Genomic DNA, 16584 nt, shown 5'->3' with positions numbered 1-16584 from the left:
GGTCACACGCCTGGCGACTCCCCCGGCCCCGTCCCCAGGCTCCTCACCTCGTACGGGAGTTCCGTACCGGTCGCCTCCGCGCGCGGGCCCTCCGACGTACTCATCACCCGGTAGACCGCGGCCGGAGCGCCCCCGTGGTCCGGGACGGTGACCGTGACCGTACCGCCGACCGGGCCGCCCGGGGCCACCAGGAGCGTCAGGCCGTCGAGCCAGGCACCGTCCGGGCGGGAGTCGTCCGCGCCCAGGGGCAGGACGGCGCCGGGGCGGACGTACAGCGGGAGGCCGTGCAGGTCGTGGGTCTCGTGCCGCCAGCCGGGTCCTGTCACCGTCTCGCCCGTGAGGAGGTGGGTCCACTCCCCTTCCGGCAGGTACACCTCCACCTCTCCACCGGCCGTCAGGACCGGGGCCACGAGCAGGTCGGGGCCGAGCATGTACTGCCGGTCCAGGGTCCGGCAGGCCGGGTCGCCGGGGAACTCCAGGAGCATCGGGCGCATGACGGGGACGCCCGTCGCGTGGGCCTCGGCGGCCACCCCGTACAGGTACGGCATGAGCCGGTGCTTGAGCCGGGTGAAGCGGCGGGCGACCTCGACGGCCTCCTCGCCGAACTCCCACGGCACCCGGTAGGAGTCGCTGCCGTGCAGTCTGCTGTGCGAGGAGAGGAGCCCGAAGGCGAGCCAGCGCGTGAACACCTCCGGTTCCGGCGTGCCCTCGAAGCCGCCGATGTCGTGGCTCCAGAAGCCGAAGCCGCTCAGGGAGAGCGAGAGTCCGCCGCGCAGCGACTCGGCCATGGCCTCGAAGGAGGCCCAGCAGTCGCCGCCCCAGTGGACGGGGAACTGCTGGCCCCCGGCGGTCGCGGAGCGGGCGAAGAGCACGGCCTCGCCGGCGCCGCGCTCCTTCTCCAGGAGCTCGAAGACGGTCCGGTTGTAGAGCTGGGCGTAGTAGTTGTGCATCCGCTCGGGGTCCGATCCGTCGTGCCAGACGACGTCCGTCGGCACGCGCTCCCCGAAGTCGGTCTTGAAGCAGTCGACGCCCTGGGCGAGGAGGGGTCGCAGCCGGTCCTGGAACCAGGCGCGGGCCTCGGGGTTGGTGAAGTCGACCAGGGCCATGCCGGGTTGCCAGAGGTCCCACTGCCAGATGTCACCGTCGGGCCGCCGCACCAGATAGCCGCCGGCCACCCCCTCCTCGAAGAGGGCGGACTTCTGCGCGATGTACGGGTTGATCCACATACCGACGCGCAGGCCGCGCGCCTTGAGCCGGGCGAGCATGCCGGCCGGGTCGGGGAAGGTCTCGGGGTCCCAGCGGAAGTCCGACCACTGGTACTCGCGCATCCAGAAGCAGTCGAAGTGGAAGACGGAGAGCGGGATGTCGCGCTCCGCCATGCCGTCGACGAAGGAGGTGACGGTCGCCTCGTCGTAGCGGGTGGTGAAGGAGGTGGTGAGCCAGAGACCGAACGACCAGGGCGGGGGCAGGGCCGGACGGCCGGTGAGCGCGGTGTAGCGGGCGAGCACCTCCTTGGGCGTCGGGCCCGCCACGACGAAGTACTCCAGGCTCTGGTCCTCGACGCTGAACTGGACCTGGCCGACGGCCTCCGAGCCGACCTCGAAGGAGACCCGTCCGGGGTGGTTGACGAAGACGCCGTAGCCGCGCGAGGAGAGGTAGAAGGGGATGTTCTTGTAGGCCTGTTCGCTGCTGGTGCCGCCGTCGGCCTGCCAGACGTCGACGCTCTGGCCGTTCTTCACGAAGGGGGTGAAGCGCTCGCCGAGGCCGTAGATCTGCTCTCCGACGCCGAGCGCGAGCTGGACCGCCATGTGGTGGGAACCGTCGGCGGTGGTGACGAAGGCGGTGCCCTTGCGGCCCGCCTCGGTGAGGGGCCTGCCCTCCGTGTCGCTGAAGCCCAGCGTCCAGGGCGCCGAGCGGTCCAGGCGCAGCCGCAGCGGCCCGGAGGCGAGCTCGACGACCGGGCCGTCCTCCCGCACGGTTCCGGCCGGGGAGTCGCCGACGGTGAGTGCGAAGTCGGGGCCTCGGTGGGCCTTTCCGGCGTGGTGGGTGACACGGACGCCGATCACGCCCTCGGCGGGCGCGTGGCACTCCACCGTGAGGAGGGCCGAGTTCAGGGTGTCGCCGCGGGTGGCGACCCGCTTGACGGAGGCGTAGGCGGTGAAGCGGTCGGCTTCGGCGCGCAGGTCGCGGACTTCGGTGGCGTACGAGGCGTGGACGCCCTCGCGCATCAGCCAGAAGCCGTCGGTGAACTTCATGCTGGTCCTTGGGGGTGGGTGGGGAGGGCTGCACCGAGCCCTCAATAGTTATCCCAGAAAACAAAAGAGCGAACCAGCCCCACGGACAGCTGGACCGCTTCCGCGGAGCCCGGAGCCCCCACCGTAGAAAACGCTTGCGCGAAGCATTGACGAAACATGAACGCGGCCTTAGTTTCATGCCCGTTGCACTTCGTACGTCATATATGAGACGCGATACACGAGATCTGAGAGTGCTCCATGGCCTTCGCCCCCAGTCCCATCCCCTCCCGCACCCAGTACGTCCTGGAAGCGATCAAGCACGACATCCTCACCGGAGGGCTCAGACCCGGCCAGGCGCTCGTGGAGACCGAACTCGCCGCGCGCTTCGGGGTCTCGAAGACCCCGGTGCGCGAGGCGCTGAAGACCCTCGCGGGCAGCGGTCTCGTGGTGATGAGCCAGTACAAGGGCGTCACGGTCCGGATGGTCGACGCGGACATGGCCCGGGCGGTCTACGACGTCCGCCTGCTCCTGGAGCCCGAGGCGGTCCGCCGCGCCGTCGCCTCCGCCGCCCCGCTCGACGCGGCGCACGAGGCGCTGCGCCGGGCCGCCGGGGCCGAGGACCCGGCCGAACGGTCCCTGGCCAACCGGGACTTCCACCGCGCGCTCTACCTGCCCTGTGGCAATCCGCTGCTCGGCCGGATGCTCGACGAGGTCCGCGACCAGGCCGCGCTGGTCTCCACGGTCGCCTGGGCCGCCGTCCCCTCCTGGGAGCGCGAGGCCGCGGAGCACGAGGAGATCCTGCGGCTCGCCGCCGCGGGCGATGTCGACGGGGCCGGCCGGGCCGTGCACGACCACATCGCCTCGTTCGTCGAGCGCGCCTTCCCCCAGTCCCCCCAGAACAGCGAGTGAGCACCGAGTGAGCATGGATTTCGAGACCCTGAGGGGCGCCCTCGCCGATGTGGTGGCCATCCCCGTCACCCCGTTCGCCGAGGACGGTTCGGTCGACACCGCCGCGCACCGCGCGCTGCTGCGCCGGCTGCTCGACGGCGGCGTGCGCACCCTCACGCCGAACGGCAACACCGGCGAGTTCTACGCCCTCACCCCCGAGGAGCGCCGCTCCCTCACGGAGGCGACCGTCGAGGAGGCCGGGGACCGCGCCGTGATCCTGGTCGGCGTCGGCCACGACGTGCCGACCGCCGTGGAGGCCGCCCGGCACGCCCGCGCCACCGGGGCCCACATGCTGATGGTGCACCAGCCCGTGCACCCGTACGTCTCCGAGAGCGGCTGGGTCGCCTACCACCGGGCCATCGCCGAGGCCGTACCGGAGCTCGGCGTCGTCCCGTACATCCGCAACCCGCTGCTGAGCGGGGTCCGGCTCGCCGAGCTCGGCGCCGCCTGCCCCAACGTCGTCGGCGTGAAGTACGCCGTCCCGGACGCGTCCCGGTTCGCCGGCTTCGCCCGTGACGCGGGCCTCGACCGCTTCGTGTGGGTGGCGGGCCTCGCCGAGCCGTACGCCCCCTCCTACTTCGCGAGCGGCGCGACCGGCTTCACGTCCGGCCTCGTCAACGTCTCCCCCGCACTCTCCCTGGAGATGCTGCACGCGCTGCGGGCCGGCGACTACCCGACCGCGATGAAGGTGTGGGAGCGGATCCGCCGCTTCGAGGAGCTGCGCGCGGCGAACGGCAGCGCCGACAACGTGACCGTGGTCAAGGAGGCCCTCGCCTCCCTCGGACTGTGCCGCCGCGACATCCGCCCGCCGAGCCGGGAACTCCCGGAGAGCGAGCGGGCCGAGGTCGCCGCGATAGCCGCCGGCTGGCCGGTATGAGCACCGACGACAGCGGCGGCGAGAGCCCCCGCGACAGCGCTGACACAGACACAGACACAGGCACCGGCAACGGCACCGGCACCGGCACCGACGCGAGCGCCGCCAGGCACAGGCGCCCCGAGGAGCTGCGCAGCCACCAGTGGTACGGCACCGACGGGCTGCGCTCGTTCAGCCACCGCGCCCGCACCCGCCAGCTCGGCTACCTGCCCGAGGAGCACCTCGGCAAGCCGGTGATCGCGATCCTCAACACCTGGTCCGACATCAACCCGTGCCACGTCCATCTGCGCGACCGCGCGCAGGCCGTGAAGCGCGGGGTGTGGCAGGCGGGCGGCTTCCCGCTGGAGTTCCCGGTCTCCACCCTCTCGGAGACCTTCCAGAAGCCGACCCCGATGCTCTACCGCAACCTCCTCGCCCTGGAGACGGAGGAGCTGCTCCGCTCCTACCCGGTGGACGGGGCGGTGCTGATGGGCGGCTGCGACAAGACGACCCCCGCGCTGCTCATGGGCGCCGCCTCCGTCGACCTGCCGACCGTCTTCGTACCGGCCGGTCCGATGCTGCCCGGCCACTGGCGGGGCGAGACCCTCGGCTCCGGTACGGACATGTGGAAGTACTGGGACGAGAAGCGGGCCGGGCGGATCGGCGACTGCGAGATGGCCGAGCTGGAGAACGGTCTGGCCCGTTCCCCCGGCCACTGCATGACGATGGGGACGGCCTCCACGCTCACCGCCGCGGCGGAGACCCTGGGCGTGACCGTGCCCGGCGCCTCATCGGTGCCGGCGGTGGACTCGGGCCACGACCGGATGGCCGCGGCCTCGGGGCTGCGGATCGTGGAGCTCGTACAAGAGGACCTGCGGCTCTCGCGGCTGCTGACCCGGGAGGCGTACGAGGACGCGGTCGCCGCCGTCCTGGCGCTCGGCGGTTCGACCAACGCGGTGATCCACCTGATCGCGATGGCCGGGCGCTCCGGGGTGAAGCTCACGCTCGACGACTTCGACCGGATCGCGCGGACCGTCCCGGTCCTCGCGAACCTGCGGCCCGGTGGGCGGTACCTCATGGAGGACTTCCACTTCGCGGGCGGGATGCCGGGCTTCCTCTCACGGCTCACCGACGTGCTGCACCTGGACCGGCCGACGGTCTCCCACGCCACGCTGCGCGAACAGCTCGCCGGCGCCCTCGTGCACGACGACGACGTGATCCGCGACCGGGCCAGGCCGCTGACGGCCGAGGGCGGGGTGGCGGTGCTCCGCGGCAACCTCTGCCCGGACGGCGCGGTCATCAAGCACATCGCGGCCGAGCCGCGGCTGCTGAAGCACACGGGTCCCGCGGTCGTCTTCGACGACTACCGGTCCATGCAGCGGACCATCGACGACCCGGCGCTCGGCATCACAGCGGACCATGTCCTCGTGCTGCGCGGCGCGGGCCCCAAGGGCGGTCCGGGCATGCCGGAGTACGGGATGCTGCCGATCCCCTCGTACCTCCTGGAGCAGGGGGTGAAGGACATGGTCCGGATCTCCGACGCCAGGATGAGCGGGACGAGCTACGGGGCCTGTGTGCTGCACGTGGCGCCCGAGTCCCATGTCGGCGGACCCCTTGCCCTCGTCCGTACGGGCGATACGATCACCCTCGACGTCGCGGCACGCTCCCTCCATCTGCACGTCACGGACGAGGAGCTGGACCGCCGCAGGGCCGGGTGGACGCCACCGCCGGCCCGGTACGAGCGCGGCTACGGCGCGCTGTACATGGAGCAGATCTCCCAGGCCGACACCGGCTGCGACTTCGCGTTCCTGGCCCGGCCGGGAACCACCCCCGATCCGTACGCGGGCTGACCCCGCCACCCGAAGCACCGTCAGAGCCCCACGCGAGACTCCCCCTCGTCCCACGCGAGACCCCCCTCGCTCCACGCGAGACTCCTCCTCGCCCCACCTGTCCGAAATCTCGAACGTCGTTCGCGAAGCGCTTCACCGAGAACGGAGCCGCCGTCATGGCCTCAGCTGTGACCCCACCGCCCCAGGCCGAAACGGCACGGGGGCGCCGCCGCACGGGAGCGGCCCCCCGCCGACTGCCGTATCTCCTGATCGCCCCCGCCGGCCTGCTGATGCTGGGCTTCATCGCCTACCCGGTGCTCAGCGTCTTCTACTACAGCCTCCAGGACTACAACCCCACGAAGCCCTGGCGGAACGGCTTCGCGGGACTGGAGAACTTCACCCGGATCTTCACCGACGACCCGCAGTTCTGGGGCACGCTGTCCTTCAGCCTCAAGTGGGTCGTGGTCGAGGTGACCCTCCAGCTCCTCTTCGGCCTCGCCCTCGCCCTCATCGTGAACCAGACCTTCGTGGGACGCAGCCTGGGCCGGGCCCTCGTCTTCTCGCCGTGGGCGGTCTCGGGCGTGCTGACCTCCGCGATCTGGGTGCTGCTCTACAACTCCCAGACCGGTATCACGCGCTACCTCGCGGACCTGGGCCTCGGCGAGTACGGCACGTCCCTGCTCTCGGACACCTCGACCGTCTTCCCCGCGGCGATCGTCGCCGACCTCTGGCGCGGGGTCCCGTTCTTCGCCATCCTCATCCTCGCCGACCTCCAGTCCGTACCGAAGGACCTGTACGAGGCGGCCGAGGTCGACGGGGCGGGCCGGGTCCGCCAGTTCCTGCACATCACGCTCCCCCACATCCGGGACGCGATCGTGCTGTCCACGCTGCTGCGCGCGGTGTGGGAGTTCAACAACGTCGACCTGCTCTACACGCTGACCGGCGGCGGACCCGCGGGCGAGACGACGACCCTCCCGCTGTACATCGCCCACACCAGCGTCGACGCCCACAACTTCGGATACGCCTCCGCCCTCACCACGGTGGCGTTCGTGATCCTTCTCTTCTGCTCGATGGTCTATCTGCGCCTGAGCAAGTTCGGAGGCGACGGCAAGTGACAGCCGAGTCCACCCTGACCGCCGCGCCCGCCCCCGGGGCCGCGCAGGCACCACCGCCCCCCGACCGGACCCCGCCGGCCGCCGGCCGCAAGCGCCGCCCGGCCTGGGACGAGGTCCCCCGCTGGCAGATCTATCTGCCCCTCGGGATCTACCTCGTCTTCACCCTCGTCCCCTTCTACTGGATCCTGCTGTTCGCCGTGCGGCCGGCCGGCTCCACCTCGCTCCTGCCCTGGCCGATGACCACCGAGCACTTCGAGAAGGTGTGGACGGAGCGCAGCTTCGCCGTCTTCTTCCAGAACAGCCTGCTCATCGGTGTCGCGGTGCTCGTGATGACCACGGTCGTCGCCCTGGCCGGCGGTTACGCCCTCGCCCGCTTCGACTTCCGGATCAAGAAGGGCTTCATGCTGGCCCTGCTCTGCTCCCAGTTCGTGCCGGGCGCCCTGCTGCTCGTCCCGCTCTTCCAGATCTTCGCCGAGCTGCGGATGATCAACTCGATCGGCTCGGTCATCATCGCCGAGACCGTCTTCCAGCTGCCGCTCTCGATGATCCTCATCAGCGGCTTCATCAGGAACGTGCCGTACTCCCTGGAGGAGGCCGCCTGGGTCGACGGCTGCAACCGGTTCCACGCCTTCCGGATCGTCGTCCTGCCCCTGCTGCGGCCCGGCCTGGTCGCCGTCGGCTCCTTCGCCTTCGTCCACGCCTGGAACCACTTCCTCTTCGCCCTGATGTTCCTCAGCAGCCAGGACAAGCAGACCATCCCCGTCGGCCTCAACACCCTCATGGGCGCCGACAGCGTCGACCTCGGCGCGCTCGCGGCGGGCGGGGTCATCGCCGCCGTCCCCGTGGTCATCGTCTTCGGCTTCATCCAGAAGTGGCTGGTCACCGGTTTCAGCGCCGGGGCGGTGAAGGGATGAACAGCAACCACCCGCGCAAGGAAGACATGAACACCGTACGCACCCCGCTGCCCGTCGTCCTGGCCGGCGCCCGCGGCCACGGCCGCAGCCACCTCCTCAACATCCGCCGCCTCGAAGAGCGGGGGCTCGTCCGCCTCGCCGGGATCTGCGAGCTGCGCCCGCTCGACGCGGCCGAGCTGGACGGCATCGGGGACCCGGAGCAGTCCGCCGACTTCGAGGCGCTCCTCGCCTCCACCGGCGCCCGGATCGCCGTGCTCAGCACGCCCATCCAGACCCACACCGACATGACGCTCGCTGCCGCCCGGCACGGGGCGCACATCCTCCTGGAGAAGCCGCCCGCCCCCTCGTTCGCCGAGTTCCGCAGGATGGCCGACGGGGTCGCGGCGGCCGGGGTGGCCTGCCAGATCGGCTTCCAGTCGCTCGGCTCGCACGCGGTCCCCGCGATCCGCCGGCTGATCGAGGAGGGCGCGATCGGCGAACTCCTCGGCGTCGGCGGAGCCGGGGCCTGGGTCCGCGACGAGGCCTACTTCCGGCGCGCGCCCTGGGCGGGCCACCGGCGCCTCGACGGTGTCGACGTCGTCGACGGGGCACTCACCAACCCCCTCGCGCACGCCGTCGCCACCGCGCTGGCGCTCTCCGGCTCCACCCGGGCCGAGGACGTCGAGCACATCGAGACCGAGCTGCTCCACGCCAACGCCATCGAGTCCGACGACACCTCAGGCGTACGGGTCGTCACCACCGCCGGCACCCAGGTGACGGTGGCGGTGACGCTCTGCGCCGAGAAGTCCTCGGAGCCGTACGTCGTCGTCCACGGCAGCCAGGGCCGGATCACCTTCTGGTACCGGCAGGACCGGGTCCTCGTCCAGCGGGCCGGACACGGCCCGGTGGAGACCGAGTACGGGCGGACCGACCTCCTGGAGAACCTCGTCGCCCATGTGACCGACGGCGAACCGCTGTGGGTGCCGCCGGCGGAGACCGGGGCCTTCATGCGGGTCGTCGAGGCGGTCCGTACGGCTCCCGACCCGCTGGAGGTGCCCGCCGCGCACTGGCACAGCGAGCCCGGCGAGAGCGCGCCCCGCCGGGTCGTCGACGGGGTCGACGCCCTGGTCGACGCGAGCGCCGACGAGCTCCGGCTCTTCTCCGAACTCGGCGCCGCCTGGGCGCCGTCGATCCGGGCGGAGGCCCGATGAACGCCGAACCGCCGACCCTCCTGCGCTGCGCGGGCCGCACCGTCGCCCGCTACACCACCCGGCCCGAGCTGGCCCTCGACCACGCGCCCCGGCCGTATCTGCACCCCGTGACCACCCTCACCGGGCGGGTGGTGACCGAGACCGTGCCCGCGGACCACCCGCACCACCTGGGGGCGGGGGTAGCCGTCGCCGACGTCGCGGGGCACAACTTCTGGGGCGGGCGCACCTTCGTCCGCGACCGCGGCTCCGTCGAGCTCGACAACCACGGCACGCAGCGCCACGACGGGTTCAAGCTGTGCGACCCGGACGGCTTCGTGGAGGAACTGAGCTGGACGGCGGGCGGTGAGCGCCTGCTGCGCGAGCACCGGACCGTGGCGGCCACCGCCCTCACCGACTCCGCCTGGGCGCTCGACCTCACCTTCTCCCTGGCCAACGTGTCGGGGCGGGAGCTGTCGATCGGCAGCCCCGCCACCAACGGACGGCCGGGGGCCGCGTACGGCGGCTTCTTCTGGCGCGCGCCGAAGGAGGCGACGGCGCCGGTCGTGTTCGGCGGGCACACCCACGCCACCGGCGAGGAGGCGGTGCACGGCGCCCGCTCGGACTGGGTGGCGCTCGTGGGCGAGGGCTGGACCCTGGTCTTCGCCGGGGCGACCGAAGGGACCCGCCGCGACCCGTGGTTCGTCCGCGCCGCCGAGTACCCGGGCGTGGGTTCGTCCCTCGCCCACGACGGCCGGCTGCCGGTGGCCGCCGGGGAGACCTTCGTACGCCGGGTGGTCACCGTCGTCGCCGACGGCCGGCTCGACCGCGCCGGTGCCGCCGCCCTGGTCCGCAAGGCGGTGGCCACGTGAGCGGGGCCGCGATCGGAGCCGGGGGCACGGCCGCGGGCCCTGCCGGGGGCACGGCCGCCGGCACGGCCGCCACCGGTGACCTGGGCGACGGCACGTACCGCAATCCGGTCCTCGCGGCGGACTGGTCGGACCCGGACCTCGTCCGGGTCGGCGAGGACTACTACCTGACGGCGTCCAGCTTCGGCCGGGCCCCCGGACTGCCGCTGCTGCACTCCCGGGACCTGGTCAACTGGACCATCGTGGGCCACGCCCTGGAGCGGCTCGAACCGGCCGCCGCGTTCACGACGCCCCGGCACGACCGGGGGGTCTGGGCGCCCTCCCTGCGCCACCACGACGGCCGGTTCTGGATCTTCTGGGGCGATCCCGACCACGGGATCTTCCAGGTCAACTCCCCTTCGGTGCGGGGGCCGTGGACCGCCCCGCACCTGGTGAAGGCGGGACGCGGGCTGATCGACGCCTGCCCCCTGTGGGACGAGGAGTCCGGTGAGGCGTACCTCGTGCACGCCTGGGCCAAGTCCCGCGCCGGCTTCAACAACCGGCTCACCGGGCACCGGATGAGCCCGGACGGCACGAAGGTCCTCGACGAGGGCCGGGTCGTGGTGGACGCCGACCTGATCCCGGGCTGGTTCACCCTGGAGGGCCCGAAGCTGTACCGGCACGACGGCTGGTTCTGGATCCTCGCCCCGGCCGGCGGCGTGGCCACCGGCTGGCAGGGCGCCTTCCGGTCCCGGTCGTTCTTCGGCCCGTACGAGGAGCGGACCGTCCTCGCGCAGGGCGACACCGACGTCAACGGCCCCCACCAGGGCGGCTGGGTGCGCACCCAGCGCGGCGAGGACTGGTTCCTGCACTTCCAGCAGTCGGGCGCGCACGGCCGGCCGGTCCACCTCCAGCCGATGCGCTGGGGTGCGGACGGCTGGCCCGTCCTCGGCGACGGCGGCGCCCCCGTCCGCGTCCACCGCAAGCCGGACCTGCCGGAGCAGCCGCCCTCACGGCCGGTGGTCGACGACACCTTCCCCGGCGGGCGGTTCGGCCGCCAGTGGCAGTGGACCGCCAACCCGGACGAGGGCTGGGCGACCCAGCACTCGGGCGACGGCCTGCGCCTCGGCTGCGTGCGTACGGACCGGCTCGACGACCTGCGGAGCGTGCCGCACGTGCTCACGCAGCGGCTGCCGGCCCGGGCCCACACGGTCGAGGTCGGGCTGCGGCTCGATGCCGAGGCGGCCGGAGCCCGCGCGGGCCTCGTCGTCCTCGGCGACGCCTACGCGTGGATCGGACTGGAACGGGCCCCGGACGGCACGGCCCGGCTCACCCACCGCTTCGCCCCGGCCAACGCCGACCGCGAACGGGACGCGGCCCGCTCCCGGCCGGTGAGCGGGGACCGGGTCCTGCTGAGGATCGAGGTCACGGCGGACGCACGGTGCCGCTTCTCGTACTCCTCCGCCGAGACCGGAGGTCCGGTCCCGCTCGGGCCGGAGTTCGCCGCCACCCCGTGGCGCTGGGTCGGCGCGCTGCTCGGCCTGTTCGCGGGCGCGCCGGAGGGCGCGGGACACGCCGGGACGGCCGTGTTCTCCGCCTTCGGCGTCACCGCCTGAACACCCCGACTCCCCCTGAAAAGCCCCGACTTTCTCCCTGAACACCCCCGACTTTCCCCCTGAGCACCACTCCCTGAGCTCCCCCACATCCCCATCCCCACCCCCGCAACACCCCGAGAGAAGAGAGCCGACGATGACCATCTTCCCCGGCGGACGGCGCAGAGCCGCCCTCGCCCTCGCCCTGACCGGAGTCCTCGCCCTGACCGCCACCGCCTGCGGTGACGACGGCAGCGGCGCGGGCGGCGACAAGGGCACGGAGGGATCGGGCAAGGGCAAGATCACCTTCTGGGACAACAACGGCGGCGTCCGCACCGATGTCTGGAAGGAGATCATCGCGGACTTCGAGAAGGCCAACCCGGACATCGACGTGGAGTACGTCGGGGTGGCCTCCAAGGAGGTGCAGTCCAAGTACGACACCGCCATCCAGGGCGGCGGTCTGCCGGACGTCGGCGGCGTCGGCGCGGCCATGCTCGCCGGGATCGCCGCGCAGAACGCCCTGGAGCCGCTGGACGAACGTGTCGACGGCAGCTCGCTCAAGGGCAAGCTGAACGCCGGGATGGTCGACAGCGTCAGGGCCGCCGGAGGACAGGAGAAGCTGTTCACGGTCCCCACCTCCGCCAGCAACGGCGTCCTCTACTACCGCACCGACCTGTTCAAGGCGGCCGGTCTGGCCGAGCCCACCACCTGGTCGGCGTTCTACGCGGCGGCCGAGAAGCTCACCGCCAAGGACAAGAACCGGTTCGGGTACACGATCCGCGGCGGCGCCGGCTCCATCGCGCAGGCCCTGGACGCGATGTACGGCCAGAGCGGCATCACCGGGTTCTGGAACGGCGACAGGACCACGGTCAACGACCCGAAGAACGTGGCCGCCCTGGAGAAGTACGCCGGCCTGTTCAAGAAGACCACCCCGGCCGCCGACGTCAACAACGACTTCACCAAGATGGTCGCCCAGTGGGACAGCGGCGAGATCGGCATGCTCAACCACAACCTGGGCTCGTACCAGGACCACGTGAAGGCGCTCGGCACGGAGAAGTTCCGGGGCATCCCGAACCCGACCCTGGACGACGGCACCCGCGTGCAGGTCTCCAACCCGGTCGACGGCCTCGGCCTCTTCTCCTCCAGCAAGAACAAGGCCGCCGCCTGGAAGTTCATCGAGTTCGCGGCCTCGCACGCGTCCAACAGCAAGTGGAACAAGTCGGCCGGCGCCATCCCGGCCAACACGGAGGCCGCGAAGGACCCGTGGATCCAGGAGGCCGAGCCGACCAAGCTCGCCGCCGACGTCCTCTTCAGCGGCAAGGCGGCGATCGTGCAGCTGCCGTACTACCTGCCCGACTGGAACACCATCTCCAAGGCGGACAACGAGGCCGAGTTCCAGAAGGTCCTTCTCGGCAAGGCCACGGCCAAGGAGTTCCTCGACGCCCTCGCCGAGCAGCTGAACGCGGCCCAGGCCGAGTGGAAGCAGCAGAAGAAGTGAGCGTCGGCCGCCGCGCGGTGGTCACGGCCGGGGCGGGCCTCGCGCTCGCCCTGGCCGGGGCGCCCGCCGCCCGTTCCCAGGGACTCCCCACCCAAGGACACCCCCGTATGCGCACCCTCTTCGTCGCGGGCGACTCCACGGCCGCCCAGAAGTACGCCGACGCCGCGCCCGAGACCGGGTGGGGCATGGCGCTCCCCTTCTTCCTGCACAAGGGTCTGGCGGTCGCCAACCACGCGGTCAACGGGCGCAGCACCAAGAGCTTCCTCGACGAGGGCCGGCTCGACGCGATCCTGACGGCGGTCCGCCCCGGCGACCTGCTCCTGATCCAGTTCGGCCACAACGACCAGAAGGTCGCCGACCCCACCCGCTACACCGAGCCGTGGACCACCTACCAGGACAACCTGCGGGTCTTCGTCGAGGGCGCGCGGGCCCGGGGCGCCCTTCCGGTGCTCGCCACCTCCGTCGAGCGGCGGAAGTTCGCCGCCGACGGCACGGCCCTGCGCACCCACGGCGCGTACCCGGCGGCGATGCGGGAGACCGCCCTGGAGGCGGACGTCCCGCTGCTCGACATCGAGGCGCTGTCCCTGGCCCTGTGGCAGAAGCTCGGCCCCGAGGCCACGAAGACGTACTTCAACTGGACCGCGACCGAGCAGGACAACACGCACTTCAACCCGCCCGGCGCGATCGAGGTCGCCCGCCTCGTCGCCGCCGAGCTGCTCCGGACGCACGTCCTCGCGCCGCGCGAGACGCGCCGCCTGGACGACGAGATCCCCACCGACCTGATCACCTGGCCCGTTTCCGAGGAGAGTCGACCGTGAACAGACGCAAGAAGCTGGGAGTCGTGGCCGCGACCGCGCTGGCCCTGACGGTCACCGCGCCCGCCGCCGGCGCCCACTCCGGCCACCGGCCGGCCGCCGACCCGGCGAGGGCGACCCTGCCCGCCGGTGACGGCTGGGCGGCCGAGGGCACCGGCACCACCGGCGGTTCCGCCGCCGACGCGTCCCGGGTCGTCACCGTCACCACCTGGGAGGAGTTCCGGGCCGCGCTCGAAGCGCCCGGCACGGAGCCCCGCATCGTGAAGGTGGTGGGCACCCTGAACGCGACCGCCGCCGGCTGCGGCGCGTTCGAGGCCCCCGGCTACGACTTCGCCCGCTACCTCGCCGACTACGACCCGGCCGTCTGGGGGTACGAGAACGAGGTCAGCGGCGCCCAGGAGGAGCTGCGGGCGGTCTCCGCCGCGGCGCAGGGGCAGGCGATCAAGGTGAAGGTGCCCGCCAACACCACGATCGTGGGCGTCGGGAGGAACGCGGGGATCACCGGCGGCAGCCTCCAGGTGCAGGGCGTGGACAACGTCATCGTCCGCAACCTGACGCTGGAGAGCCCGCTCGACTGCTTCCCCCAGTGGGACCCGACCGACGGCGCGACCGGGGCGTGGAACTCCGAGTACGACAGCCTCGTCGTGTACGGCTCCACCCACGTCTGGATCGACCACAACACCTTCACCGACGGGGCCCACCCGGACAGTTCGCTGCCCTCGTACTACGGGGAGGTCTACCAGCAGCACGACGGCGAGCTCGACGTCGTGCGGGGCGCGGACCTCGTCACGGCGTCCTGGAACGTCTTCACCGACCACGACAAGACCCTGATGATCGGCAACAGCGACAGCGCCGGCGCCACCGACCGGGGCAAGCTGCGCGTCACCCTCCACCACAACCTCTTCGACAAGGTCGTGGAGCGGGCGCCCCGGGTGCGCTTCGGGCAGGTCGACGCGTACAACAACCACTTCGTGGTGGCGGGTCCGTCCTACGTGTACAGCCTGGGCATCGGCCAGGAGTCCCAGCTCGTCGCCGAGAAGAACGCGTTCACGCTCGCTTCCGACGTACCCGCCGGACTGATCCTGAAGAAGTGGAAGGACGCGCCGGTCACGACCTCCGGCAACTACGTCAACGGCAGCCCGGTCGACCTGCTCGCCGTCCACAACGCCCAGTACCCCGCGGAGCTCCTGCGCGCGGACGCCGGCTGGACGCCCGTGCTGCGCACCCGGGTCGACCACCCGAGGGCCGTCCCCGCCCTCGTCGACCACCGCGCGGGCGCCGGCCGCCTGCGCTGAGCCCGCCCCCCCTCGAACGAAAGGAGGCCGGGGCCTGCGCCCCTGGCCGCCCCGGCCTCCTTTCCCCATCTCCTCCCCCTCTTCCCCTTCCCCTCTTCCCTTCCCCTCTTCCCCTCCCCCTTCCCGCTCCCCGAACAGCGACAGAGAACAGCGAAGGAGCACCCGCATGCCCTCGCACCACCACCCCGGAGCCGCCGCCCTCGGCCGTCGTTCCCTGCTCACCGCCGGTGCCGGGGCGGCCCTCGCCCTGGCGCTGCCCGCCGCCACGGCGACAGCGGCCCCGACCGGCTCCTTCAGCCCCTTCGGCCCCTTCGGCCCCTTCGGCCCCTTCGGCCGCTACGGTTCGCCCGCGGCCCGGCTCACCGAGCGGACGCTGTACGTCCACCCCGGCGGCCTCGGCGACCACACCACCGTCCAGGCGGCGGTCACCGCCGCGAGCGGCACCGGCCGGACGCTGGTCCTCGCCCCCGGGACGTACCGGGAGACGGTCGCCGTGAGCGCCGCCCGTACCGACATGACCTGGATCGGCGCGAGCGGGGACCCCCGGGACGTCGTCGTCGTGTACGACAACGCGGCCGGTACGCCCCGCCCCGAGGGGGGCACCTACGGGACGAGCGGCTCCGCGACCACCACCGTCCAGGCGGACGGTTTCACCGCCCGGGGCGTCACGTTCGCCAACGACTTCCTCCGCACCGACCTGCCCGGGAACCCGGGCACCCAGGCCGTCGCGCTCAAGGTGCAGGGTGACCGCTCGGCGTTCTTCCACTGCCGCTTCCTCGGTCACCAGGACACGCTGTACGCGGACTCCACGGCCCTGCCCGCCTTCGCCCGGCAGTACTTCGCGCACTGCTACGTCGAGGGTGACGTGGACTTCGTCTTCGGCAGGGCGCGGGCGGTCTTCGAGCACTGCCACTTCCGTACGCTGGTCCGCACCGATCTGGCGGGCGCCCCGTACGGCTTCGTCTTCGCCCCGTCGACGGCGGGCGCCAACCCGTACGGCTTCCTCGCCTCCCGCTGCCGGATCACCAGCGAGGCACCCGACGGCTTCTACAAGCTGGCCCGGCCGTGGGTGCCGAGCTCGGACACGACCGCGTGGCCGTCGCTCGTCGTCCGGGAGAGCGTCCTCGGCCCCGGGATCGACGCCGTCGCCCCGTACGCGAACATGCGCGACGCCTACCCGTGGCAGGCGCAGCGTTTCGCCGAGTACCGCAACTCCGGCCGGGGCGCCGCGGTCACCGTGCCGGAGAACCGTCCCCAGCTCGCGGCGGCGGAGGCCGCGACGGCGACCCGGGCGACGTACCTCGGCGACTGGATCCCCCGGGAGCCGTGCGCCTGACGGGAGGGGGACGACGGGCGGGGAGGGGCTTCGGGCCCCTCCCCGCCCGTCGTTTCCGGCTGCCGGCGTACGGGTCGGGCCTCCGGGTCAGACCAGCAGGTCGAGGCAGTCGATCGCGGTCGCGGGGCTGCGGCTCCCGGT

At 72.3% G+C, this 16584-nt stretch carries 13 protein-coding genes; 12 read left to right on the top strand and 1 reads right to left on the bottom strand.

Annotated features, from left to right (window positions below; all coding sequences use genetic code 11):
- Window positions 1-2: 2 nt before the first annotated feature.
- A complete protein-coding gene (gene yicI / locus OG361_RS33895) occupies window positions 3-2255 on the bottom strand; it encodes an alpha-xylosidase (protein ID WP_405859661.1) in 2253 nt (750 codons plus the stop codon).
- Between the two features lie 237 nt (window positions 2256-2492).
- On the opposite strand from yicI, the gene OG361_RS33890 reads away from it, so the two are divergent.
- From OG361_RS33890 to OG361_RS33835, 12 genes are all read left to right on the top strand, one after another.
- Window positions 2493-3143, top strand: a complete 651-nt coding sequence (locus OG361_RS33890; protein ID WP_405859659.1) for a GntR family transcriptional regulator — start codon at window positions 2493-2495, stop codon at window positions 3141-3143.
- A gap of 13 nt (window positions 3144-3156) precedes the next feature.
- A complete protein-coding gene (locus OG361_RS33885) occupies window positions 3157-4059 on the top strand; it encodes a dihydrodipicolinate synthase family protein (RefSeq protein ID WP_405859657.1) in 903 nt (300 codons plus the stop codon).
- Window positions 4056-5885, top strand: a complete 1830-nt coding sequence (gene araD, locus OG361_RS33880) for an L-arabinonate dehydratase (protein ID WP_405859655.1) — start codon at window positions 4056-4058, stop codon at window positions 5883-5885. The genes OG361_RS33885 and araD overlap by 4 nt, the downstream gene beginning before the upstream one ends.
- Window positions 5886-6040: 155 nt before the next feature.
- Window positions 6041-6979, top strand: coding sequence for a carbohydrate ABC transporter permease (locus OG361_RS33875; RefSeq protein WP_405859653.1), 939 nt, complete (start codon window positions 6041-6043; stop codon window positions 6977-6979).
- A gap of 14 nt (window positions 6980-6993) precedes the next feature.
- Window positions 6994-7893 carry a carbohydrate ABC transporter permease gene (locus tag OG361_RS33870; protein ID WP_405862594.1) on the top strand — a complete coding sequence of 300 codons (900 nt, stop codon included), beginning with the start codon at window positions 6994-6996 and terminating at the stop codon, window positions 7891-7893.
- Window positions 7890-9083, top strand: a complete 1194-nt coding sequence (locus tag OG361_RS33865; protein WP_405859651.1) for a Gfo/Idh/MocA family protein — start codon at window positions 7890-7892, stop codon at window positions 9081-9083. Before OG361_RS33870 ends, OG361_RS33865 begins: the two co-directional genes overlap by 4 nt.
- Window positions 9080-9931, top strand: coding sequence for a PmoA family protein (locus OG361_RS33860; RefSeq protein ID WP_405859649.1), 852 nt, complete (start codon window positions 9080-9082; stop codon window positions 9929-9931). The genes OG361_RS33865 and OG361_RS33860 overlap by 4 nt, the downstream gene beginning before the upstream one ends.
- Before the next feature lie 80 nt (window positions 9932-10011).
- On the top strand, window positions 10012-11523 hold the full coding sequence (locus OG361_RS33855) for a family 43 glycosylhydrolase (protein ID WP_405862592.1): 1512 nt from the start codon (window positions 10012-10014) through the stop codon (window positions 11521-11523).
- 133 nt (window positions 11524-11656) lie between these two features.
- Window positions 11657-12997: an ABC transporter substrate-binding protein gene (locus tag OG361_RS33850; RefSeq protein ID WP_405859647.1), complete on the top strand. Its 1341-nt coding sequence runs from the start codon at window positions 11657-11659 to the stop codon at window positions 12995-12997.
- Window positions 12994-13815: a rhamnogalacturonan acetylesterase gene (locus OG361_RS33845; protein WP_405859645.1), complete on the top strand. Its 822-nt coding sequence runs from the start codon at window positions 12994-12996 to the stop codon at window positions 13813-13815. The genes OG361_RS33850 and OG361_RS33845 overlap by 4 nt, the downstream gene beginning before the upstream one ends.
- A complete protein-coding gene (locus tag OG361_RS33840) occupies window positions 13812-15107 on the top strand; it encodes a polysaccharide lyase family 1 protein (RefSeq protein ID WP_405859643.1) in 1296 nt (431 codons plus the stop codon). Before OG361_RS33845 ends, OG361_RS33840 begins: the two co-directional genes overlap by 4 nt.
- A 166-nt stretch (window positions 15108-15273) precedes the next feature.
- A complete protein-coding gene (locus tag OG361_RS33835) occupies window positions 15274-16443 on the top strand; it encodes a pectinesterase family protein (RefSeq protein WP_405859642.1) in 1170 nt (389 codons plus the stop codon).
- Window positions 16444-16584: the final 141 nt, after the last annotated feature.

Origin of the sequence: Streptomyces sp. NBC_00090 (assembly GCF_045160815.1) — a bacterium.
Lineage (GTDB): Bacteria > Actinomycetota > Actinomycetes > Streptomycetales > Streptomycetaceae > Streptomyces.
The sequence above is the reverse complement of the archived record's forward strand: the minus strand, read 5'-3'. Positions and strand labels throughout refer to the sequence as shown.

Coding starts and splice junctions, on each gene's coding strand:
- yicI (WP_405859661.1), bottom strand. CDS start 2,255: ATGAAGTTCACCGACGGCTTCTGGCTGATGCGCGAGGGCGTCCACGCC.
- OG361_RS33890 (WP_405859659.1), top strand. CDS start 2,493: ATGGCCTTCGCCCCCAGTCCCATCCCCTCCCGCACCCAGTACGTCCTG.
- OG361_RS33885 (WP_405859657.1), top strand. CDS start 3,157: ATGGATTTCGAGACCCTGAGGGGCGCCCTCGCCGATGTGGTGGCCATC.
- araD (WP_405859655.1), top strand. CDS start 4,056: ATGAGCACCGACGACAGCGGCGGCGAGAGCCCCCGCGACAGCGCTGAC.
- OG361_RS33875 (WP_405859653.1), top strand. CDS start 6,041: ATGGCCTCAGCTGTGACCCCACCGCCCCAGGCCGAAACGGCACGGGGG.
- OG361_RS33865 (WP_405859651.1), top strand. CDS start 7,890: ATGAACAGCAACCACCCGCGCAAGGAAGACATGAACACCGTACGCACC.
- OG361_RS33860 (WP_405859649.1), top strand. CDS start 9,080: ATGAACGCCGAACCGCCGACCCTCCTGCGCTGCGCGGGCCGCACCGTC.
- OG361_RS33850 (WP_405859647.1), top strand. CDS start 11,657: ATGACCATCTTCCCCGGCGGACGGCGCAGAGCCGCCCTCGCCCTCGCC.
- OG361_RS33835 (WP_405859642.1), top strand. CDS start 15,274: ATGCCCTCGCACCACCACCCCGGAGCCGCCGCCCTCGGCCGTCGTTCC.